Raw genomic sequence first — 20,139 nt, 5'->3', positions numbered from 1 at the left:
CGGTACAAGAGGGTGGGGAACGACCAGTGACCGAGCCGCAGCCGATGATGGCGCAGGCGGAGCAGGACCAGCTGACGAGGCAAGTGGGGCGGTCGCTGCTGACCGTTGCCGGAGAGGGCTGGCAGCGCGTCAGGGCCGAGTACCGGTCGGCGGGCCGCCACATCGAGGTGGACGTCTTCGTGACGGGCCCCGACGGCGCCGAGCAGACCGTCCGGCCACCGCAGGAGGTGGTCGAGGGCCTTGGGCGGCTCCGCCAGGGGATGTACCGGCCCGGTCGGGGGACCTGGCTGTCGGGGGTGTACCTGCTGGAGCCGCCGAGTTCCTTCAGCGCCGAGTTCGAACCGGACGCCGAGCCCGAGTGGCGGCGCGTGCCACCCCAGATCGGTTTCGCCGACGAGCTGAAGTTCTTCCCCCGAGCGGACGAGAACATCCCGGACTGGCTGCGCAGGCGTGCGGGCCTCCCGCCACTGCCGCCCGCCCCGGCCGACCAGCCGACCCCGCCGCCGGGTGCTCCGGCAGGCCCGCACGCCGGTGGCGAACCAACCCCGCCACCCGGCACCCCGGCAGGGCAGCCACCATTCACCGGCCAGCCAACGCCACCTCGGGGAAACCAGCCACCATTCGACGGCAGGCCCGCTCAGCCCCCAGGCGGCGAATCAACCCCGCCGCCGGGCATCCCCGCCGGGCCGTTCAACCAGTCGGCGCATGAACCACCGCCCCAGTTCGGTGGGCCCCCCGCCGGTCCAGTCGGCGGCCAGCCCACTCGGGCACCACAGCCCGCGGGTGAACCTGCGCCGCCACCGGGCATCCCCGCCGGACCGTTCGGCGGTCGGCCCGCGAACGAACCGGCACCACCGCAACACGGCGGCGGGCAAGGCGGCCCGTTCGGCGGCCCGCCCACGCCCCCACCAGGCATCCCCGCACACGAAGCACCACCGCGGTCAGCCGACGTCCCGGCCGGACCATTCGGCGGCGAAGCCACCCCGCCGCCAGGCACCCCCGCGCACGACTCGGCTCCGCCGCGGTTCGGTACCCAGCCTGGCGCCCGGTTCGGTGGCGAACCCACGCCTCCCTCTGGCATTCCCGCCAACCAGTTCGGCCAGCCCACGCCACCGCCAGGCATCCCGGCGACCCCGCCCGCACCCTCCGCGGCCCCGGGGATCGGCAGCGCGTTCGGCGGTCGGCCCGCGCCAGAACGCCCACCCTTCGGCGGCGAACCCGGCAACCAGCGGCCAGGCGACCCATGGTTCAACGAGCCGGACGCGAACCCGGCACCTGGCTTCGGCGTCCCGGCCACCCCGTTCGCGCAGCCGGACGAGCACCGCTGACGGGGTCAGCGCTCCAGCAGCGCCACGCACTCCACGTGATGCGTCATCGGGAACGCGTCGAACGCCCGTAGCCGCGCCAGGGAGTACCCGTGCCCTCCGAACGTGGCCACGTCACGAGCGAGCGCCGCCGGGTCGCACGCCACGTACACCACCCGGGACGCGCCGCGGTCCGCGATGGCGTCGACCACCTGGCGGCCCGCGCCTCGACGCGGCGGGTCGAGCACGACCACCGACGGGTCCGGGCCCGCGCCCGCCCGCAGCACGGCCTCGACCCGCCCGGCGAACACGCGGACCTGCGGCAGGTCCGCCATGTTCTCGGCTGCCTCGACGGCGGCAGGCCGGTAGGACTCGACCGCCATCACCGAACCCGACGGGCCGACCTGCTCCGCGAGCACCGCGGCGAACAGGCCCACGCCCGCGTACAGGTCCCACGCCGTCTCGCCATGGCTCAGCCCGGCCCACCGCTCGACCACCTCGGCGTACACGTCCGCCGCGTCCGGGTGGGCCTGCCAGAATCCCGACACCCGCCACTCGCGCCTCGCGGCCCGTTCCACCGCGACCTCGTCGGAAACATCGGATGTCGACACGTGCGTGCGTGCCGTGGCATCCACCGCGATCGTCAGCGATGAGCCCGGCTGCCACGTCCTGGTCACCACCTCGTCGACGGTGCCGGGGGCCGAGATCGGGCAGTCGTCGACCGGCACCACGCGGTGGCTGCGGTGCGCCAGGAAACCGGGGCGGCCCGACTCGTCGACCGTCATCCGTACGCGGGTGCGCCACCGCAGCGGGCCACCGGGCAGCTCCTCGACCTCCACCGGCATCGACAGACCGGCCAGCCGCGACAGCTGTTCGGCCACCACGGAGGCCTTCAGGGCTCGCTGGGCCGCCCACGTGGCGTGCTGCCAGTCGCAGCCGCCGCAACCGCCGGGCACGGCGACCGGGCAGGACGGCTCGACCCGGTCCGGGGACGCGTCGAGCACCGTCACCGCGTCCGCGCGGCAGAACGAGCCGCCCCGGTCCTCGGTGACCGACGCGATCACGCGTTCGCCGGGCAGCGCGTGCCGGACGAACACCACCCGGCCCTCGTGCCGCGCGACGCAGTGGCCGCCATGGGCCACCGAGCCGACCGTGACCTCGAACCTACGGCCCTGCCAAGACGTCACTGGCGATCCTTCTTCTCGGAGAGTCCACGTCGCACGGCACCCGGCGCCAGCTCCTGGCGGTCGCGGTAGCGGTGCTTCAACCGCTCGGACGACGCCAGCTGCCACGGCACGCTCGTCACCATCACGCCCGGCACGAACAGCAGCCGCCCCTTGAGCCGCAGCGCGCTCTGGTTGTGCAGGAACTGCTCCCACCACCGCCCGACCACGTACTCCGGGATGTACACCGACACCACGTCCCTCGGGTTGGCGGTCCGCACCCGCTTCACGTACTCCATCACCGGCTTCGTGATCTCGCGGTACGGCGACTCGATCACCTTCAGCGGCACGGAGAAGTCCTCCTGCTCCCACTGCGCCACCAGCGCGCGGGTGTCGGTCTCGTCGACGTTGACCGTCACCGCCTCCAGCACGTCCGGGCGGGTCGCGCGGGCGTACGCGATGGCGCGGCGGGTCGGCAGGTGCAGCTTCGACACCAGCACGATCGCGTGGTTGCGGGACGGGAGCACGGTCGCGTCGCGGTTCAGCTCGGCCTCGCGCAGCTCGGCGGCGACCCGGTCGTAGTGGCGGCGGATCGCGGTCATCATCAGGTACATGGCGGCCATCGCGGCGATCGCGATCCACGCGCCGTGCGTGAACTTCGTGATCAGCACGATCACCAGCACGGTGGCGGTCATGGCGAGGCCGATCCCGTTGATGGTCTGCGACCTGCGCATGCGTTTGCGCGCGGCCTCGTCCTCCTCGGTACGCAGGAGTCTGTTCCAGTGCCGGATCATGCCGCTCTGACTCAGCACGAACGCCACGAACACACCCACGATGTAGAGCTGGATCAGCCTCGTCACCTCGGCGTCGAACGCCACCACGAGCACGATCGCGAACGCGGCGAGGCCGACGATGCCGTTGGAGAACGCGAGCCGGTCACCACGCGTGTGCAGCTGGCGTGGCAGGTACCGGTCCTGCGCGAGGATCGAGCCGAGCACCGGGAACCCGTTGAACGCGGTGTTCGCGGCCAGCACGAGGATCAGGCCGGTGAAGAAGACGACGTACCAGATGGCCGGGTCGAAACCGCCGAACACGGCGTTCGCGAGCTGCGCGACCAGGGTCTTCTGCTCGTAGCCCTCGGGCGCGTTCACCAGCTGCTGGGCGGGGTCCCCCGCTATCTTCGCCCTGGTCACGGTGGCCAGCAGGATCAGGCCGAGGAACATGATGATCGCGAGGATGCCCATCATGAGCAGCGTGGTCGCCGCGTTCTTCGACTTGGGCTTGCGGAACGCGGGTACGCCGTTGCTGATGGCCTCGACCCCGGTCAGCGCCGCACTGCCGGACGAGAACGCCCGCAGCACCAGGAACACCAGCGCGAAGCCGGTGAGGTGGTCGCCCTCCTCCAGCAGCTCGAAGTCCGCGCTCTCCGCCGGGATGTCGTCGCCGAGCAGGAACACCCTGCTGGCGCCCCAGACGATCATCACGAAGATGCCGAGCACGAACGCGTAGGTCGGCACCGCGAACACCGAGCCGGACTCGCGGATGCCGCGCAGGTTGAGCGCGGTGAGGATGACGATCGCGCCGACCGCGAACTCCACCTTGTGCGTCGCGACGAACGGCACCACCGACCCGATGTTGGCGGCCGCCGACGAGATCGACACCGACACGGTCAGCACGTAGTCGACGAGCAGGGCGCTCGCCACCACCAGTCCCCATCTCTGTCCGTGGTTGACCGTCGCGACCTCGTAGTCACCACCACCGGAGGGGTACGCGTGCACGTTCTGGCGGTAGGACGCGACGACCGCGGCCATCAGCGCGACGACCACCAGCGCTATCCACGGGCTGTACATGTATGCCGAGACCCCGGCGACCGACAGCGTGATCAGGATTTCCTCCGGCGCGTACGCCACGCTGGACATCGCGTCGGACGCGAACACCGGCAGCGCGATGCGTTTCGGCAGGAGCGTGTGTGCGAGGCGGTCGGTTCGGAACGGACGTCCGACCACCAACCTCTTCAGCACGGACGCGAGCTTGGGCACAGGTCGACAGCGTAAGCGGTCCCGTCATCGGGATGGAGCAGCCACCGGTAGGTTCTTGCTGACACATCCGAGGATTTCGCCGCTGACATGGAGGAGGCCGGCTCGTGCACGTGGTGATCATGGGCTGCGGGCGCGTCGGCTCGTCGCTCGCCGCCGCGGTCGAACGGCTCGGCCACACGGCCGCCGTGATCGACAAGGACGCGCACGCGTTCCGCAGGCTCAGCATCGACTTCCACGGCCAGCAGGTCGTCGGCGGTGGTTTCGACCGGCGAGTGCTGGTGGAGGCCGGAATCGAGCGGGCCGGGGCGTTCGCCGCGGTGTCCAGCGGTGACAATTCGAACATCATCTCCGCGCGGGTCGCACGGGAGACCTTCGGTGTCGAGCACGTGGTCGCCCGCATCTACGACGCCAAGCGCGCCGAGGTGTACGAGCGGCTCGGCATCCCGACGGTCGCGACCGTGCCGTGGACGACCGACCGGCTGATGAGGACGCTGCTACCGGACGGCGTGGCGTCGGCGTGGCGCGACCCGACCGGCAAGGTCGCGATCGTGCACCTGCCGATCCACGTTGGCTGGGTCGGCCACACGGTCGCCGAGCTGGAAGCGGCCACCGGCGCGCGGGTGTCGTTCATCATGCGGTTCGGCACCGGTGTGCTGCCCGCCCCGAAGTCCGTCGTGCAGCACGACGACCAGGTCTACGTCGCGGCGCTGTCCGGCACGGTCAGCGACGTCACGAACGCCGCGGCACAGCCGCCCGAGGAGGCGTCGTAATGCGCGTCGCGATCGCAGGTGCGGGGGCGGTCGGCCGGTCCATCGCCGCGGAGCTGGTGGCCGGTGACCACCAGGTGATGCTCATCGAGCGGCTCGAGGTCCAGTACGAGCCGCACACCGTCGAGCAGGCCGAGTGGGTGCTCGCCGACGCGTGCGAGCTGTCGTCGCTGGAGGACGCGGGCCTGCAGCTGTGCGACGTGGTCATCGCCGCCACCGGTGACGACAAGGTCAACCTGGTCGTGTCGCTGCTCGCGAAGACCGTGTTCGCGGTGCGGCGCGTGGTCGCGCGGGTGAACGACCCGGCGAACGAGTGGCTGTTCACCGAGGCGTGGGGTGTGGACGTGGCGGTGTCGACGCCGCGCATGCTGGCGGCGATGGTCGAGGAGGCCGTGTCCGTCGGCGACCTCGTGCAGCTGCTGACGCTGCGGCAGGGCCAGGCCAACCTGGTCGAGCTGACCCTGCCGGAGGACACCCCGCTCGCCGGTCGCCCGGTGCGGGACGTGAAGCTGCCCCGTGACGCGGCGCTGGTGGTCATCCTGCGTGGCGGCCGCGTGATCGTCCCGCAGCCCGACGACCCCCTGGAGCCCGGCGACGAGCTGCTGTTCGTGGCGTCGGCGAACGTGGAGGACGAGATCCGCAGGGCCCTGGGTTATTAGAGGGCGCGCGAACAGGGTCGGTGGATGCCCGGCGCGGCGGGCGCCGCCATGCCCTATTCGCGCGCCCTCTTAGTCGGCGGGAGGCGGGCTGGCGTACCTGGCGCGCAGGCGCTCCTCGATCTCGCGCTCCTCGGTCTCCGTGTCCGCCTCGATCTTCTTCACCCGGTGCCCGGCGCGGGTCACGGCCCACACCGTGACCACGAGCGCGATCGCGGTGAGCGGGTAGCCCATCGCGAGGCGGGCGAACGCCAGCCAGCCGGTCTGGTCCTCGTTGTACAACCAGCGCTGCACGATGAACCGGGCGGCGAAAACCAGCACCCACGTCAGGGTCGCCATGTTGTACGCGAACACGGCCTTGCGGTCCGACCGCCACGCCATGCCGTGCCCGTTGAGGAACGACCAGATCACGCCGACGAGCGGGTACCGCACGAGCATCGACGCGAGGAACACGCTGCCGTACACCAGGCTCGCCCAGATGCCGAACAGGAAGAACCCCTTGGCTGAGCCGGTGCGGTAGGCGATGAACGCGGCGATGCCGACCCCGAAGAAGCCGGAGATCGCGGGCTGCAGCGGCTCCTTGCGCACCACGCGGGCCACCGTGATGAGCGCGGCGGAACCGAGGGAGCCCCAGATCGCCACCGTCAACCCGAACAACGAGTTGAGCAGCACGAAGACGAGCACGGGGACCGACGAGTAGATCAGGCCGCTGACCCCGCCCATCTGCTCGAGGAGTGTCTGTTCCTTCTCCTCGGCGGCCTCGTCGGCGGAGTCGGAAGCGGGGGCCGTGGTCTTGCCGGGTTCTGTCATGTAGTCGTCTGCAACTCGTAGTAGGGGTTGTAGAGCACCTTGTGGCCGTCCCGCATGGCGATGCGGCCCTGTGCCTTGATGGTCCGGCCTGGTTCGATGCCCGGGATCCGGCGCCGGCCAAGCCAGACTAGTGTCACGCCCTCGGTCCCGTCGAACAGCTCCGCCTCGAGGGTCGCCACCGCGTCTCGCGGGCTCAGCTCGACGCTGCGTACCCGGCCGCACACCGTGACCTGCTCACCCGACCGGCAGTCGCTGGCCTTGCGTGCCCCGACCGCCTCGGCGTTTTCCGAGAGATCGTCGGCATCGAGCTCCTCGACGTCGCTCGTCAGCCGTTTGACCAAGCGGCGAAAGGGGCCCTTCTCGGTGCCCATGTTGACGCTCCCGTTGTTGCAGGGGCCGGCCCCGACTCCGGCCCGGACATAACCAGCGTAACCACCGGATCGGGGGCCTGGTGGAGGATCTGCCACGTGAATGTCGCGGAACCGGGATCTGCCGAGCTCGCTGTGCTCCTGCCGGGGACCGGGTCGGACGAGCACTTCGTCCGGGCCGTGTTCGAGGTGCCACTCGCCGCGGTGTGCGTCCGCGCGGTCACACCGAGGCCGGTGCCAGGGCCAATGCTGGCCCAGGCCTGTTTCGACGCCCTCGACGAGGCCGCCGCGGACCGCCCCGTCATCGCGGGCGGCGTGTCGTTCGGCGCCCATCTGGCCGCCGAGTGGGCACTGGCCCACCCGAACCGGTGTGCCGGGCTTGTGCTCGCCCTGCCCGGCTGGCACGGCACCCCGGGAGACGCACCGGGCGCCGTGTCCGCGCGGGCGTCGGCGGACCTGGTGCGGTCCCTCGGCGTGGAAGGCGCGCTCGCGGTGGCCACCGACGGCGTGCCGCCGTGGCTGGCGCACGAGCTGACCCGATCGTGGCGCGGCTACGGCGACGGCCTCGCCGACTCCCTGTCCGCCGCGGCGGGCCGGCCCGCGCCGACGCGGGCTGACCTGTCGCGGCTGGACATCCCGGCAGGCATCGCGGCCTGCACCGACGACCCCATCCACCCCGAGTCGGTCGCGGAGGAGTGGCTGACGGCCCTGCCAAGGGCGACCATGTGCACGACCCGGCTCGACATCGTGGGCGTCGACCCGGAGGCACTCGGCCGGGCGGCCGTGCTCGCCTGGCTGCGGGCAGGAGGGTCCTAGCCCTCCTGCTGGGCCTGGATGTGCTGGGCGATCGAGGGCGGCAGGTCGATCGGCAGCGGCGTGCGCACCGGCATCGGCTGCGTGCCGCGCACCACGACCGTGCCGCGCACCAGGTCGTACAGCGCGTGCGTGCTCTGCTCCGCCATGTCCGGCGGACCGGCGACCACACCGCGCAGCATCCACCGGGAGCCGTCGACGCCGATGAACCGCAGCGACACCTCACCGAGCGCGGCCACCAGCTCCTGCCCCCACTCACCGGCCGAGCTGCGGACCTTCGCGCCGTCACCGCGCAGCTGCTCGGCCAGCTCCCCGCACACCTCGCGCCACAGGCCACCCGACCTGGGGGCCGCGTAGGCGTTCACGGTCAGCTGCCCGAACGGCGTGACCACGTGCACCGCACGCACCGCCTTGTTCTGATCCATCTCCACCTGCAGCTGCGCGCCGTCAGGAACCGGGAGGCGGACAGAACCGAGGTCGAGGCGGGTCAGGCCGTCGTCGGGAGCATCGGCCTCGTCGTGCGGCCCCGCGTACTCGAACAGGTCGCCCTCGAACTCGGGCTCGAGGTCGTCGTCCCCGTCCTGCTCGTCGTACTCGGCCTCGTAGTCGGCGTCGACGTCCTCGTCGTGGCGCCGACGTCGTCCGAACAGTCCCACCGCTTTCAGCCCTCCACCGTGTTGGTTGCCTCGCTCCGCCCGGCGTTCGCGGCCGGTACCCGGCGCCTCCGCTGCTCGGTCGGTCAGGACGCCGGCGGCCCGCTCAGGTCAGCACCGCATGTCCGCCGGTCGATCCATAGCCGCCGACACCACGCTCGGAGTCACCGAGATCGGCCACCTCACGGAACACCGCGTGCTCGACGCGCTGTACCACCAGCTGAGCGATCCGGTCCCCCCTGCGCAGCTCGACCGGCTCCCGCGGGTCGTGGTTGATCAGGCAGATCCTGATCTCGCCCCGGTAGCCGGAGTCGATCGTGCCCGGTGTGTTCACCACGCTCAACCCGACACGGGCAGCCAGCCCGGAACGGGGGTGCACGAAAGCGGCGAATCCCGCCGGCAGCGCGATCGCGACGCCGGTGCCGACGGTCACGCGCTCGCCGGGCGCGATCCTCACGTCCCCGGTCGTCACCAGGTCGGCGCCCGCATCGCCCGGATTCGCGTACGACGGCACGGGAACACCCGGATCGAGACGGGTGAGCAGGACCTCCACGCTGGGCACGAGCGGCGAGACTACTCTGGACTGGTGACCGACTCACCACGCGGTGCGGCCGAGAAAGCCCCGACCACGCCGCTGCACACCGAGCGGCTCTACGTCACCTGGTACTCGTGGCTGCTGCCGATGGCCGCCGCCGGACTGATGGCGGCCACCGTGCACCTCGGCTACCCGGGCCTGCGCTCGTGGCTGCCCTACGTACTGCTGCTGCCGCTCACCGCGCTGCTGATCTGGCGGGCGGGCCGCGCGCCGGTCCGGGTCCAGGACGGTGAGCTGTACGTCGGCGACGCCCACCTGCCGCTCGAGTTCGTCGGCGAGGTCGAGACGTTCGACGCGAAGGACAAGCGCAAGGTCCTCGGCCCCCACCTCGATCCGCGCGCGTTCGTACTGCACCGAGGCTGGGTGCGGCCAGTGGTCCGGGTACGGGTCACCGACCCGGCCGACCCCACGCCCTACTGGGTGTTCTCCACGCGCCACCCCGAGAAGGTGGCGACTTTGTTGCGCGGGTAAAGGCCCGTCACCCTACTCGGTGACAGGCCCTTCCCCGTTGTTCGATTTGTCTGTTCGGTTGTCCCCCGCCGTACCGCGTTCAGGCGCAGTCGCGGCAGATCGGCTGACCGTTCATCTCCTCGGCGAGCCTGCTGCGGTGATGCACCAGGAAGCACTTGGAGCAGGTGAACTCGTCGGCCTGTTTCGGCACGACTCGTACGGTCAGGTCCTCGCCAGAGAGGCCGGACAGGTCGGCACCGGGCAGCTCAAAGCTCTCCGCGGTCTCCGACTCGTCAACGTCGACGACTCCGGACTGGTTCTCGTTTCGACGTGCTTTGAGCTCCTCGAGCGAGTCCTCCGCGAGATCGTCGGCCTCGTTGCGGCGTGGCGCATCGTAATCGGTGGCCATCTTCGTGCACCCCCACTTCATGATGTGTTCGCGCGCTGGTCAACGTTCAAGCGCCCCAGTTTGTGCCCGCCAGGTGAAGTGACGGAGGTCTCGCACGTCGCGCCGTGTTTCAGGGTCCACATGGGAGCCCATCGGAATCGATTCGCATTACATGTTCGACGACTGGAGCGGGCAGAGGGTAGCCCATACCGGGGGATCGATCCAGCAGGTCACTCGTTTGGGTGTGTCTTGCGGGACCTGCCGTGTCCCTGGCAACCTTTCGTGACCGTATGCGTCCGTATGAACGCGACATGTGGCCGCATACCCCAAAGGGCTCGATCTCGACACAATACGTCGACACACGTGACCCTCAAGCCGCCGAACGGAGCTGAAACGCCTAGGCTGATCAGCAGCGGACAACGGGGTGGGGACCTACGAAGTTCGGCTTACCCAGGAGGGCGGGGACAAGGTGGCGGCGGGGAACGTCATGCAGGTACCGGGCCGGCGCTATCGGAAGCGTCGGCCGTTGCCCGCGTTCGTGTTGATCCTGGTACTCGGGGTCGCGGCGACGGTCGTGTGGCTCAAGGTCATGAACGAGGACAACGAGGTCACCGGCGCTCAGCACTGTGCGCCGCCACCGGCCCAAACGTCCCCGGCACCCGGCAAACCACCGCCGCCCACGCTGGGCAAACCGCTGGAGCCCGCGGCCCTGGACCGCACCGAGCCCGCTGCGCCGTCGTCGGCGCTCGTGCGGGTCGTGAACGCCAGCGGACAGCGCGGCCAGGCCCGCATGGTGACCGAGGCGCTGCGCGGGCTCGGCTTCACCCAGGTCGGCGACCCGGCCAACGACGTGCTGTACGGCGAGAAGATGCCCTGCCACGCCCAGATCCGCTTCGGCCCGCAGGGCACGGCGGCCGCACGCACGATCAGCCTGGTCGAGCCGTGCGCGGAGCTGGTCCGCGACGACCGCAAGGACGCGACCGTGGACGTGGCGCTCGGCGAGACGTTCGACGACCTGCGCCTCAGCACCTTGGCCCGCAACCTGCTGGAGCAACTGAACGACTTCGCGAAGCAGAACCCGCCAACCCAGGGCGGCCTGCAGGCGGACGCCCCGCAGCCGGAACTGGACCCCTCGCTCCTGTCCGCCGCCCGCAACGTGAAGTGCTAGCAGCAGTCCGCGACCCGGGGATCTTTGTGCGAGAGCCCAGACCTGACCAACAGTGACCTCAGGGGAACGTGACGGCACCCAGCCACCAACCAACCGCGATCCGCAGAGGTCGCTGGGTCGGGACCAGCACTTTTAATGTCCGGGGAGGCGGACTAGCGCGGACTAGCTAGGCCTGCGTCCTTGAGTGCGTCCCGCAGCTGGTCCGCGATGCCGGGGGTCGCGCAGAACGTCAGATCCTGGCCAACCGCGGCCGCCGTGTCAGGCAGGTGAACCACCGCGCCGGCCTCCTCGGCCACCAGCGACCCGCCCGCCCAGTCCCAGCGCGACAGGCCGTGCTCGAAGTAGCCGTCCACCCACCCGGCCGCGACCGCGCACAGGTCCAGCGACGCCGCACCGCCGCGCCGGATGTCCCGCACCTTCGGCAGCAGCCGCGCCACCCCGGCCGCCTGCCGCTCGCGCCGCTCGGCCCGGTACGCGAAGCCCGTCGCCACCAGCGACAGGTCGAGCTGTGTCGCGTCCGACACCCGCAGCGGCACGCCGTCCAGCCACGACCCGCCGCCGCGCACGGCCGTCCACTCCCGGCCCGATGCCGGTTCCACCACCGCGGCCGCCACCGACACCCCGTCCACCTGCGCGGCGAGCGACACCGCGTACCACGGATAGCCGTACAGGTAGTTGACCGTGCCGTCGATCGGGTCGACCACCCAGCACACCTGACCGGGCGCCGCGTCGGCGCCACCGGTCTCCTCGCCGAACACCGGCTCACCCGGCCGCGACTCACCGAGCCGCGCCCTCACCAGCTGTTCCGTGGCCACATCGGCGGCGGTCACGACGTCGGTCTTGGACGACTTCGTGTCAACGTCCGTGATGGCCGACTGGCGGGAGCGCCGCGCGAGACCGGCCGCCTCCCGAGCTACCGATACGGCAACGACGAGGAGTTCATCCGAGGCACCCACGAGACCTATCGGACCACATCCGGCTAACCTCCGAGGAAAGCGTCACTGAATCGAGTACGAAGGGACCCGCGGGGATGGCTGCAACCCTCGGCTTCGGCGTGGACATCGGCGGTTCTGGCATCAAGGGAGGCGTGGTCGATCTCGACGCGGGCAAGCTCGTCGGTGAGCGGCTGCGGATCCCCACCCCGGACCCGTCCAAGCCCGACGCCGTCGCCGACGTCGTCAAGCACATCGTCGACGAGTTCGGCTGGAGCGGTCCCGTCGGCGTGACGCTGCCCGCGGTGATCAAACGCGGGTTCGCGCACACGGCGGCGAACATCGACAAGGCCTGGCTCGGCACCGACGCGCAGAGCCTGTTCGCCGAGCGGCTCAAGCGCGAGCACGACGAGGTCGTGGTGCTCAACGACGCGGACGCCGCGGGCATCGCCGAGATCTCCTACGGCTGGCCGGACGACCGCGACGGCGTCGTCGTGCTGCTGACGTTCGGCACCGGCATCGGCAGCGCGCTGTTCCGCGACGGCAAGCTCGTCCCCAACACCGAGTTCGGCCACCTCGAGGTCGACGGCCACGACGCGGAGACCCGCGCGGCCGCGTCGGTGAAGGAGGAGAACGACCTGTCGTGGGCCGACTGGGCCACCCGTGTCGCGCGCTACATCCGCAGCCTCGAGGACCTCATCTGGCCGGACCTGATCATCGCCGGTGGCGGGGTCAGCAAGAAGGCCGACAAGTGGCTGCCGCTGCTGGACGTGCGCACCAAGGTCGTGGCCGCCGAACTGCGCAACGACGCGGGCATCGTTGGCGCCGCGCGGGCCGTCAAGGTCGGCCACCACGGCTGAGTACAGATCGCGACGCGGGTCCGCACCCGCGACGCGCCGTTCGTCGTTACAATGGAACAGTGCCCGTGGCCGAGGCCCCCGGGCTTTCCCCGAACTCCGGCAGGTCAGGCATCCAAGATGTCTGGCGTTGCCCGTGATGAGCAGCGAAAGGGCGTACGTGGCAGCCGCACGAACCGCAACCCGACGCTCCACCGCTTCGGCGGGCGCGGCCAAGTCGGCCAACGCCCAGCCGGACACCGACGAGTCGACCGAGAAACCGAGCTTGAGTACCGCGACGAAGAAGACGGCGGGCGCCGCGAAGCCGCGCGCCCCCCGCAAGACGGCGACCAAGGCCGCAGGCCAGAAGAAGACCAAGGCCGACGCGACCAAGAAGGCCGGTGCTTCCGCCGACGGCGAGCCGGGTGACGGCGAGGAGCCCGACCTCGACTCCCCTGACCTCGAGGATCTCGAGGACGTCGAGATCGAGACCGACGTGGTCGAAGCGGCGGTCGCGGACGACGTTGAGGAGAAGGACCCGCCCGAGAAGAGCAAGGACGGCGACTTCGTCTGGGACGAAGAGGAGTCGGAGGCGCTGCGGCAGGCCCGCAAGGACGCCGAGCTCACCGCCTCCGCCGACTCGGTCCGCGCGTACCTGAAGCAGATCGGCAAGGTGGCGCTGCTCAACGCCGAGGAGGAGGTCGAGCTCGCCAAGCGGATCGAGGCCGGCCTCTACGCGGCGGAGCGGGTGCGCAAGGCCGAGGAGGAGTCCTCGGAGAAGCTCGCCCCCCAGATGCGCCGTGACCTTCGGTGGATCGTCCGCGACGGTGAGCGCGCCAAGAACCACCTGCTCGAGGCGAACCTCCGCCTCGTGGTGTCGCTGGCCAAGCGCTACACCGGCCGTGGCATGGCGTTCCTGGACCTCATCCAGGAGGGCAACCTTGGCCTGATCCGTGCGGTCGAGAAGTTCGACTACACCAAGGGCTACAAGTTCTCGACCTACGCCACGTGGTGGATCCGCCAGGCGATCACCCGCGCGATGGCCGACCAGGCCCGCACCATCCGTATCCCGGTGCACATGGTCGAGGTCATCAACAAGCTCGGTCGTATACAGCGTGAGCTCCTCCAGGATCTGGGTCGAGAGCCAACGCCAGAAGAGCTTGCCAAGGAAATGGACATCACCCCGGAGAAGGTGCTGGAGATCCAGCAGTACGCCCGGGAGCCCATCTCGCTGGACCAGACCATCGGTGACGAGGGCGACAGCCAGCTCGGTGACTTCATCGAGGACTCCGAGGCAGTCGTCGCAGTCGACGCGGTGTCGTTCACGCTCCTGCAGGACCAGCTGCAGTCGGTGCTGGCGACGCTGTCCGAGCGTGAGGCGGGCGTGGTCCGGCTGCGCTTCGGTCTCACCGACGGCCAGCCCCGCACCCTCGACGAGATCGGCCAGGTTTACGGCGTGACGCGTGAGCGCATCCGCCAGATCGAGTCGAAGACCATGTCGAAGCTGCGCCACCCGTCGCGGTCGCAGGTGCTCCGCGACTATCTCGAGTGATGAACCGTCGCTGACGTGCTTGACTGCGTCCCCGCCGCCCAATCGGACGGCGGGGACGCTTTTGTGTGGAGGTAGATCGGTTGGACGCGAACGTTCCCCCGGTGCCCGACGAACGGTCCGGGTTACTCGGGTTCCTCGCCCAGCAACGGCGGGTGTTGAAGCACGCTGCGTACGGCCTGACCGAGGAGCAGCTGCGTGCCACGCCAAGTGCGAGTGCTCTGTCGGTCGGCGCGCTGCTCAAGCACGTCGCGTTCACCGAGCGCGGGTGGATCATCCGGGTGACCGGCGGGCCGGAGCCCTCGGGCGAGGACTCCTACAACCAGCAGTTCGACCTGTCGGAGTCGGACACCCTCGAGAGCCTGCTCGCCGGTCTCGACGCCGCGGGCGCCGAGACCGAGGCGGCCATCGCGGAGATCGACGACCTCGGCCGCGCGGTGCCGGTACCTGACCAGCCATGGTTCCCGAAGGACCTGAAGGCGTGGTCGGTGCGCTGGGTACTCCTCCACCTCATCGAGGAGACCGCCCGCCACGCGGGCCACGCCGACATCATCCGCGAGTCCATCGACGGCGCAACCGGCATAGAACTCCTGGCCGGCGCAGAGAACTGGCCACCATCCCCGTGGCTGACCCCCTGGCACCCCCAACCCCCCACCACCTAACCCGAACCCCCAACTCGCGAGTCCCGAACGGCCGACTCGCGGGTCCCGAACCGAGGACTCGCGCAGGTTCGCGCGAGTCTTCCGTTCGGGACCCGCGAGTCTTCGGTTCGGGAGTGGTGAGTTGGGGGTTCGGGACGGGTTCGAGGTGGCCCGCGTGCCTACGACTTGAACCAGGGTTGATTCCATCTAGAGGGGCTCTGGAAACGGCTCCCGATCGCGGGTTCGCATTGTGAGACCTATTACCACCGCGAGAATTCCGAGCGCCTCCGGCAGGCTCGGCACCTGACGCAGCACGACCAGCCCGATCACCGTGGCGGTCACCGGGAGTAGCGCCAGGAGCAGCGCGAACGAGGCCTGCCCGGTACGCCGCAGGACGATCTGGTCGAGCACGTACGGAACCACTGTGGACAGCACACCGACCCCGACGCCCATGACCAGCAACCACGGCGAGGTCCATACCGGACCGGTACCAATGGCCAAAGGGGACAAAAGCACCGTCGCGACGCCGAACCCGACCGCGAGACCGTCCACGCCGAGGCCGAGAGATGCGACACGTTTGCTGAGCACGATGTATCCGGCCCACAGCACCGCTGCGCTGAGAGCGAACAAGACTCCCAGCGTGCTCCCAGCCCATCTGACGTCCGCGATGAGCACCACGCCGAACACGACGAGCAACAACGCGCCGACATCGCGCACGGAGCGTGATCCAAACGCGGCGACGAGTACGGGTCCGACGAACTCGAGAGCGACCGCCGTGCCGAGCGGCAACCGGTGGAGTGCTTCGTAGAACGCGACGTTCATGACGGCGGTGACCACTCCGTACAGAGCAGCCAACCAGAAGACTTTCCCACGCCAGGCCGCACGTCCCGGCCGCCGCCATGCCAAGAGGACGACCGAGGCACCTAGCTGTCGCAGCCACGCGACACTCGCCGGGTTCACCACGTCGAAGAGCCAGACGGCGACCGCGGCGCCGAAGTACATGGACACGCCGCCGATCACGAAGAGTAACGGCGCGGGGATGCGCCGAGCGCTTAGCACACGACCAACGGGGCTCACCAGATGATCCTGCGATGCGGGAAGCCGAATACGGCAACTGGGTTAAATCGTGTGTCCAGCGATCTCTCACTCTGTGCGGGAACACTGACGTGGAGGAAAACGTCTGAGAGAGTAGAGGCAGCGACACCGCGTCAGCAGTGATCGCAGCCGAACGCGGCATCCGGGCCAACCGGGTGCCGGGACGGAGGGAGAATTGCCATGAACACGACGCTCACCCGCCCCGACCTGACAGCTGCTGACCGCTGCGACCGCTGCGGTGCCGCCGCCCAGGTACGGGCAATCCTTCCCTCCGGTGGCGAGCTTCTCTTCTGCGGCCACCATGCCCGGAAGCACCAGGAGCGCCTGAAGGAGCTGGAAGCGGACCTGCAGCAGGGCCAGCAGGCCTGACGACGGCGTTACCCACAACCGAACAGCGACTTCGACGAGGCGGGACCCGGACGGCGGGTCCCGCCTCGTCTATAAGCGGAAGCGGCGCAGGCCCGGGGTGACCACCCCGATCAGCGCGACGAGCGCCACACAGGCCAGTCCGCCGCTCACGAGCGCGAGCCCGCGAACAGATCGAACACCATCAGCGGCAGGGCCTGCGCCATGCCGACCGCGCCCGTCCAGATCGCGCTCCCGGTGGCGTCCCACACCTGGAACAGCACCGCGACGAGCGTCATCTGGCTGCCGAACCCGGAGGCCGTCTGCCCGAACCACAGCCACCGGTACACCGGGACCGTGCGCAGCGGGCCGAGGTCGACCAACGAGTGCTTCAGTGCCACTTCAGCGCCATGTCACCGCTGCCACGCCGGGTCCTCGGCGAGCCGCGCCGCGATCCGGTCGTGGAAGCTCCTGCGGGACAGGGCCGCCTCCATGTCGGCGATCACCCGGCTGAGCGGGTAGGGCAGCTCAGCCTCCAGTTCCACGGCCGCCGCCTCGGTGGCCCGCCACTCCGCGGCGAGCCTGCCGACCATCGCGGTCGCGGCCGGGGTGAGCGTCACCTTCTTGCTGCGTGCGTCGGCGCCCTTGGTGACCTCGACCAGGCCGGCCGCCTTCATGGCCGCCACCTTCTGGCTGAGCGCCGAGTGGGTCCGGTGCACGGATTCGGCCAGCTCACGGATGGTCATCGGGCCGAGGAAGTGCAACCGCAGCAGCTCCATGACATACGTCGGCTTGATCTCTGTACCGGCGTACAGACGGGCGATGTCGTCGTCCATGCGCGAGAGCAACAACCGCACGGGACGCCAGATGCTGTCTTCGGTGGGATCGGACATCCATCGAATATAACAGCACTTATATAAGCACTGTCATACTGCGTCGAGGACCGGTTCGAAGGCCAGTTCGGCCGCACCGAGCAGGGTCGAGTCCGCGCCGAGGGTCGACACCTCGATCCGGGTCCCGCCCACCGCGCGGCTCACCAGGCTGCGCCGCCGCACCTCCTGTGCCACATCGGAGATCAGCGTCGCGGGCAGGGCCGTGAACAGGTCGCCGAGCACGACCAGCTCCGGGCCCAGCACGTTCACCACGTTGACGAGCCCGACGGTCAGCCACTCGGTGAACTCCGCCAGCCGCTCCCGGACCTGCGCGGGCGACGCGGCGAGCGACCGCAGCTCGGCGACCACCGCCCCACGCGGCGCGCCCTCCCGTAGCCCGAGCGCCCTGCACAGCGCAGGCTCACCGACCTCGGTCTCCCAGCAGCCCTTGCTGCCGCAGTAACACGGCCTGCCCGCGGGGTTGACCATCATGTGGCCGAGCTCGCCGACGTACCCGGCGGTGCCACGCAGCGCCGACCCGTCGGAGATCACGCCACCGCCGACCCCGACATCCGCCGACACGTACACCGTGTCCGACGAACCCCGGGCCGCGCCACGCAGGTGCTCGGCCAGCGCGCCAAGTTCCGCGTCGTTGCCGACCACGACCGGCATGTCGAACACCGACGCCAGCCGCTCGCCGAGCGGCACGTCGGTCCAGTGCAGGTTCGGCGCCTCGTGCACGAGCCCGTCGGAGCGGCGGACCACGCCCGGCACGGACACCCCGGCCGCGACCATCGTCACGTCGATGTCCGCCGCCAGCACGATGGCCGAGTCGACCACGTGCGTGACCACTTCCTCCGGCTCGCGGGTCCGCACCCGCAGGTTCCAGCTGTTGCGGCCGAGGATCTCGCCGCCGAGACCGACCAGCGCGATCGCCACCTGGTCGACCCGCACGTCCACCGCGAGCACCACCGCGGCGTGTGCCTGCGGCAGGACGAGGAGCGACGGGCGCCCCGCGCCGCTGCGCAGGCGGGGCACCCGTTCCTCGACGACACCGGACTCCGCGAGCCCGTCCACCAGCGCCTTGATCGTGCTGCGGTTGAGCCCGAGTTCGGCCGCGAGCGACGCCCTCGTGCACGGGCCGTCGACGTGCAACCTTCTCAACAGGACAGTGCGGTTGTGCCTGCGCACCTCGTCGGGCCGGGCGCCAAGGGGCGTGCCCGACTGTGTGCTGGTCAAACCCCTCGCTCCTGTCCGGTCAGCGTGATGCTACGGCGGCCCTCCGGCGAGACAGAGCGTCGACCGAGGCCGCCAGGAGCAGTACAAGGCCGGTGATGATGTTGACCACCGCGGCAGGCTGGTCCAGCAGCCCGAGGCCGTTGTTCACGGTCGCGAGCACCAGACCACCGATCACGGCGTGCGCGACCTTGCCCCGGCCACCGAACAGCGAGGTACCACCGATGACCGCCGCGCCGACGGCGAACAACAGCGTGTTCAGGCCACCGGCCTGTGGATCGACCGACCCCGCCTTCGACGAGTACACGATCGCACCGATCGCGGCCGTGGCGGAGGAAACGACGAAAACGCTGGCACGGATCTTGCTCACATTGATGCCCGCACGGCGTGCGGCCTCCGCGTTGCCGCCCGCGGCGTAGATGTGCCTGCCGTAGCGGGTGCGGTTCAGCACGAAGGTCCCGATGACCATCAGGCCCAGGATGATCGGCACCACGTACGGCACGCCCTGGATGGTCACGAGGTCCGGGTTGGGCGAGCGGTTCAGCGTGAACAGGACGGTCGCGATGACCGCGATGGCACCCACGATCGCGACCCGGCCAACGACGATCGGCGTCGGCTTGGTGACCAGGCCCTTGCGCAGGCGCGAAACGTGCTCGCCGAGAACCACGACCGCGTAGCCGCCACCCGCGATCAGGCAGAGCAGCCAGCTGCCGAACACCGACAGGTTGCCGTTGGCCACGTTGAACAGCACCTGCGACGAGCGGATGCCGAGCACGCCACCCTGACCGATGAACTGCAGGATCACGCCCTGCCAGGTGATGAACAGCGCCAGCGTCACCACGAACGACGGCATGCCGATCTTGGAGACCATGAAGCCGCTGATGCAGCCGATCGCCGCGCCGACGCAGACCGCGAGCAGCATCTCGAGCCACGCGTTCGGCGGGACACCGAGCAGCGCCATGGCGAACGCGGCGAGCGCGAAGACCGCACCCGCCCAGATCCGCATGACGAGCGCGAGCAGCGCGGCCAGCAGCATGCCGAGCTCGAACACCCAGAACACGGTCGTGCCCATGCCGCCGAGCAGGTTGCCTGACTCGACGTAGTGCATGGCCATCACCGAGGCGCACACGCCGGACGCGGTACCGGCCGACAGGTCGATCTCACCGAGGAGCAGGACGAAGACCAGCCCCATCGCGATGATGATCTGACCGGCACCCTGCGCGATCAGGTTCGCCGTGTTGTTGAGCGTCAGGAAGTTGTCCGACAGCGCCGAGAAGATGATCACCAGGACGGCGAGCCCCAGAAGAGCGGGCAGGGAGCCCAGCTCGCCGCCGCGCAGCCTTGCGAAGTAGTCCTTGATCGCCTCGCCGGTGGACTGTGAGGTGGTGTCGATGCCGAAGTCGGAGATCGCGTTGCCGGAGGGTGGCGTCTCGGCCCTGGCGGAGGTTTCGGTCATGAG

The 20,139-nt window shown here is 70.0% G+C and carries 23 protein-coding genes; 10 read left to right on the top strand and 13 right to left on the bottom strand.

Annotated features, from left to right (window positions below):
- Positions 1-26: 26 nt before the first annotated feature.
- Positions 27-1,328, top strand: a complete 1,302-nt coding sequence (locus WBA97_RS19795) for a hypothetical protein (RefSeq protein ID WP_424232336.1) — start codon at positions 27-29, stop codon at positions 1,326-1,328.
- Positions 1,329-1,333: 5 nt separating this feature from the next.
- Here the strand turns inward: WBA97_RS19795 and WBA97_RS19790 are convergent, their stop codons facing one another.
- Positions 1,334-2,491: a class I SAM-dependent RNA methyltransferase gene (locus WBA97_RS19790; RefSeq protein WP_424232335.1), complete on the bottom strand. Its 1,158-nt coding sequence runs from the start codon at positions 2,489-2,491 to the stop codon at positions 1,334-1,336.
- A complete protein-coding gene (locus WBA97_RS19785) occupies positions 2,488-4,506 on the bottom strand; it encodes an APC family permease (RefSeq protein ID WP_424232334.1) in 2,019 nt (672 codons plus the stop codon). The genes WBA97_RS19790 and WBA97_RS19785 overlap by 4 nt, the downstream gene beginning before the upstream one ends.
- Positions 4,507-4,610: 104 nt before the next feature.
- Here WBA97_RS19785 and WBA97_RS19780 point away from each other — a divergent pair, with 104 nt between their 5' ends.
- Positions 4,611-5,276 (top strand): potassium channel family protein, encoded by a 666-nt coding sequence (locus tag WBA97_RS19780; protein WP_424232333.1) that lies wholly within the window; start codon positions 4,611-4,613, stop codon positions 5,274-5,276.
- Positions 5,276-5,932 carry a potassium channel family protein gene (locus tag WBA97_RS19775; protein WP_424232332.1) on the top strand — a complete coding sequence of 219 codons (657 nt, stop codon included), beginning with the start codon at positions 5,276-5,278 and terminating at the stop codon, positions 5,930-5,932. Before WBA97_RS19780 ends, WBA97_RS19775 begins: the two co-directional genes overlap by 1 nt.
- Positions 5,933-6,001: 69 nt before the next feature.
- Here the strand turns inward: WBA97_RS19775 and WBA97_RS19770 are convergent, their stop codons facing one another.
- Positions 6,002-6,739, bottom strand: a complete 738-nt coding sequence (locus tag WBA97_RS19770) for a DUF3159 domain-containing protein (RefSeq protein ID WP_424232331.1) — start codon at positions 6,737-6,739, stop codon at positions 6,002-6,004.
- A complete protein-coding gene (locus WBA97_RS19765) occupies positions 6,736-7,110 on the bottom strand; it encodes an OB-fold nucleic acid binding domain-containing protein (protein ID WP_424232330.1) in 375 nt (124 codons plus the stop codon). The genes WBA97_RS19770 and WBA97_RS19765 overlap by 4 nt, the downstream gene beginning before the upstream one ends.
- A gap of 96 nt (positions 7,111-7,206) precedes the next feature.
- On the opposite strand from WBA97_RS19765, the gene WBA97_RS19760 reads away from it, so the two are divergent.
- A complete protein-coding gene (locus WBA97_RS19760) occupies positions 7,207-7,923 on the top strand; it encodes an alpha/beta fold hydrolase (RefSeq protein WP_424232329.1) in 717 nt (238 codons plus the stop codon).
- On the opposite strand, the gene WBA97_RS19755 is transcribed toward WBA97_RS19760, so the two are convergent.
- Together WBA97_RS19755 and dut are read right to left on the bottom strand one after the other, a co-directional pair.
- Positions 7,920-8,576, bottom strand: coding sequence for a DUF3710 domain-containing protein (locus WBA97_RS19755; RefSeq protein ID WP_424232328.1), 657 nt, complete (start codon positions 8,574-8,576; stop codon positions 7,920-7,922). The two genes, WBA97_RS19760 and WBA97_RS19755, sit on opposite strands and share 4 nt — an antisense overlap.
- Positions 8,577-8,679: 103 nt before the next feature.
- Entirely contained in the window at positions 8,680-9,135 is a 456-nt protein-coding gene (dut, locus tag WBA97_RS19750) for a dUTP diphosphatase (RefSeq protein ID WP_424232327.1), read from the bottom strand.
- A 24-nt stretch (positions 9,136-9,159) separates the two neighbouring features.
- Here dut and WBA97_RS19745 point away from each other — a divergent pair, with 24 nt between their 5' ends.
- Positions 9,160-9,639 (top strand): DUF3093 domain-containing protein, encoded by a 480-nt coding sequence (locus WBA97_RS19745; RefSeq protein ID WP_424232326.1) that lies wholly within the window; start codon positions 9,160-9,162, stop codon positions 9,637-9,639.
- Positions 9,640-9,718: 79 nt separating this feature from the next.
- On the opposite strand, the gene WBA97_RS19740 is transcribed toward WBA97_RS19745, so the two are convergent.
- Entirely contained in the window at positions 9,719-10,027 is a 309-nt protein-coding gene (locus WBA97_RS19740; RefSeq protein ID WP_378061069.1) for a DUF4193 domain-containing protein, read from the bottom strand.
- A gap of 403 nt (positions 10,028-10,430) precedes the next feature.
- On the opposite strand from WBA97_RS19740, the gene cei reads away from it, so the two are divergent.
- Positions 10,431-11,174 carry an envelope integrity protein Cei gene (gene cei / locus WBA97_RS19735; protein WP_424232325.1) on the top strand — a complete coding sequence of 248 codons (744 nt, stop codon included), beginning with the start codon at positions 10,431-10,433 and terminating at the stop codon, positions 11,172-11,174.
- 152 nt (positions 11,175-11,326) lie between these two features.
- On the opposite strand, the gene WBA97_RS19730 is transcribed toward cei, so the two are convergent.
- Positions 11,327-12,130 carry an inositol monophosphatase family protein gene (locus WBA97_RS19730; RefSeq protein ID WP_424232324.1) on the bottom strand — a complete coding sequence of 268 codons (804 nt, stop codon included), beginning with the start codon at positions 12,128-12,130 and terminating at the stop codon, positions 11,327-11,329.
- A 74-nt stretch (positions 12,131-12,204) separates the two neighbouring features.
- On the opposite strand from WBA97_RS19730, the gene ppgK reads away from it, so the two are divergent.
- The 3 genes from ppgK (at position 12,205) to WBA97_RS19715 (ending at position 15,153) form a co-directional block, all read left to right on the top strand.
- Positions 12,205-12,966 carry a polyphosphate--glucose phosphotransferase gene (ppgK, locus tag WBA97_RS19725; RefSeq protein WP_424232323.1) on the top strand — a complete coding sequence of 254 codons (762 nt, stop codon included), beginning with the start codon at positions 12,205-12,207 and terminating at the stop codon, positions 12,964-12,966.
- A gap of 157 nt (positions 12,967-13,123) precedes the next feature.
- Complete coding sequence (locus WBA97_RS19720) at positions 13,124-14,494, top strand: RNA polymerase sigma factor (protein WP_424232354.1); 1,371 nt, start codon at positions 13,124-13,126, stop codon at positions 14,492-14,494.
- 80 nt (positions 14,495-14,574) lie between these two features.
- Positions 14,575-15,153 carry a DinB family protein gene (locus tag WBA97_RS19715; RefSeq protein WP_424232322.1) on the top strand — a complete coding sequence of 193 codons (579 nt, stop codon included), beginning with the start codon at positions 14,575-14,577 and terminating at the stop codon, positions 15,151-15,153.
- 186 nt (positions 15,154-15,339) lie between these two features.
- On the opposite strand, the gene WBA97_RS19710 is transcribed toward WBA97_RS19715, so the two are convergent.
- Positions 15,340-16,134: an EamA family transporter gene (locus WBA97_RS19710; protein WP_424232353.1), complete on the bottom strand. Its 795-nt coding sequence runs from the start codon at positions 16,132-16,134 to the stop codon at positions 15,340-15,342.
- 273 nt (positions 16,135-16,407) lie between these two features.
- Here WBA97_RS19710 and WBA97_RS19705 point away from each other — a divergent pair, with 273 nt between their 5' ends.
- The gene (locus WBA97_RS19705) at positions 16,408-16,596 is read left to right on the top strand and encodes a DUF7455 domain-containing protein (RefSeq protein WP_424232321.1); all 189 of its coding nucleotides are present in this window, start codon (positions 16,408-16,410) and stop codon (positions 16,594-16,596) included.
- Positions 16,597-16,742: 146 nt separating this feature from the next.
- Here the strand turns inward: WBA97_RS19705 and WBA97_RS19700 are convergent, their stop codons facing one another.
- From WBA97_RS19700 to WBA97_RS19685, 4 genes are all read right to left on the bottom strand, one after another.
- A complete protein-coding gene (locus WBA97_RS19700) occupies positions 16,743-16,973 on the bottom strand; it encodes a hypothetical protein (protein ID WP_424232320.1) in 231 nt (76 codons plus the stop codon).
- A gap of 12 nt (positions 16,974-16,985) precedes the next feature.
- Positions 16,986-17,465: a MarR family winged helix-turn-helix transcriptional regulator gene (locus WBA97_RS19695; protein ID WP_424232319.1), complete on the bottom strand. Its 480-nt coding sequence runs from the start codon at positions 17,463-17,465 to the stop codon at positions 16,986-16,988.
- A gap of 33 nt (positions 17,466-17,498) precedes the next feature.
- Positions 17,499-18,635 (bottom strand): ROK family protein, encoded by a 1,137-nt coding sequence (locus WBA97_RS19690; RefSeq protein WP_424232352.1) that lies wholly within the window; start codon positions 18,633-18,635, stop codon positions 17,499-17,501.
- Positions 18,636-18,702: 67 nt separating this feature from the next.
- Complete coding sequence (locus tag WBA97_RS19685) at positions 18,703-20,136, bottom strand: sugar ABC transporter permease (RefSeq protein WP_424232318.1); 1,434 nt, start codon at positions 20,134-20,136, stop codon at positions 18,703-18,705.
- Positions 20,137-20,139 lie beyond the last annotated feature (3 nt).

This window comes from Actinophytocola sp., assembly GCF_049647105.1.
Classification (GTDB): Bacteria; Actinomycetota; Actinomycetes; order Mycobacteriales; family Pseudonocardiaceae; genus Actinophytocola.
Note: the sequence above shows the minus strand (reverse complement) of the source record. Positions and strands in the feature narration are given on the sequence as shown.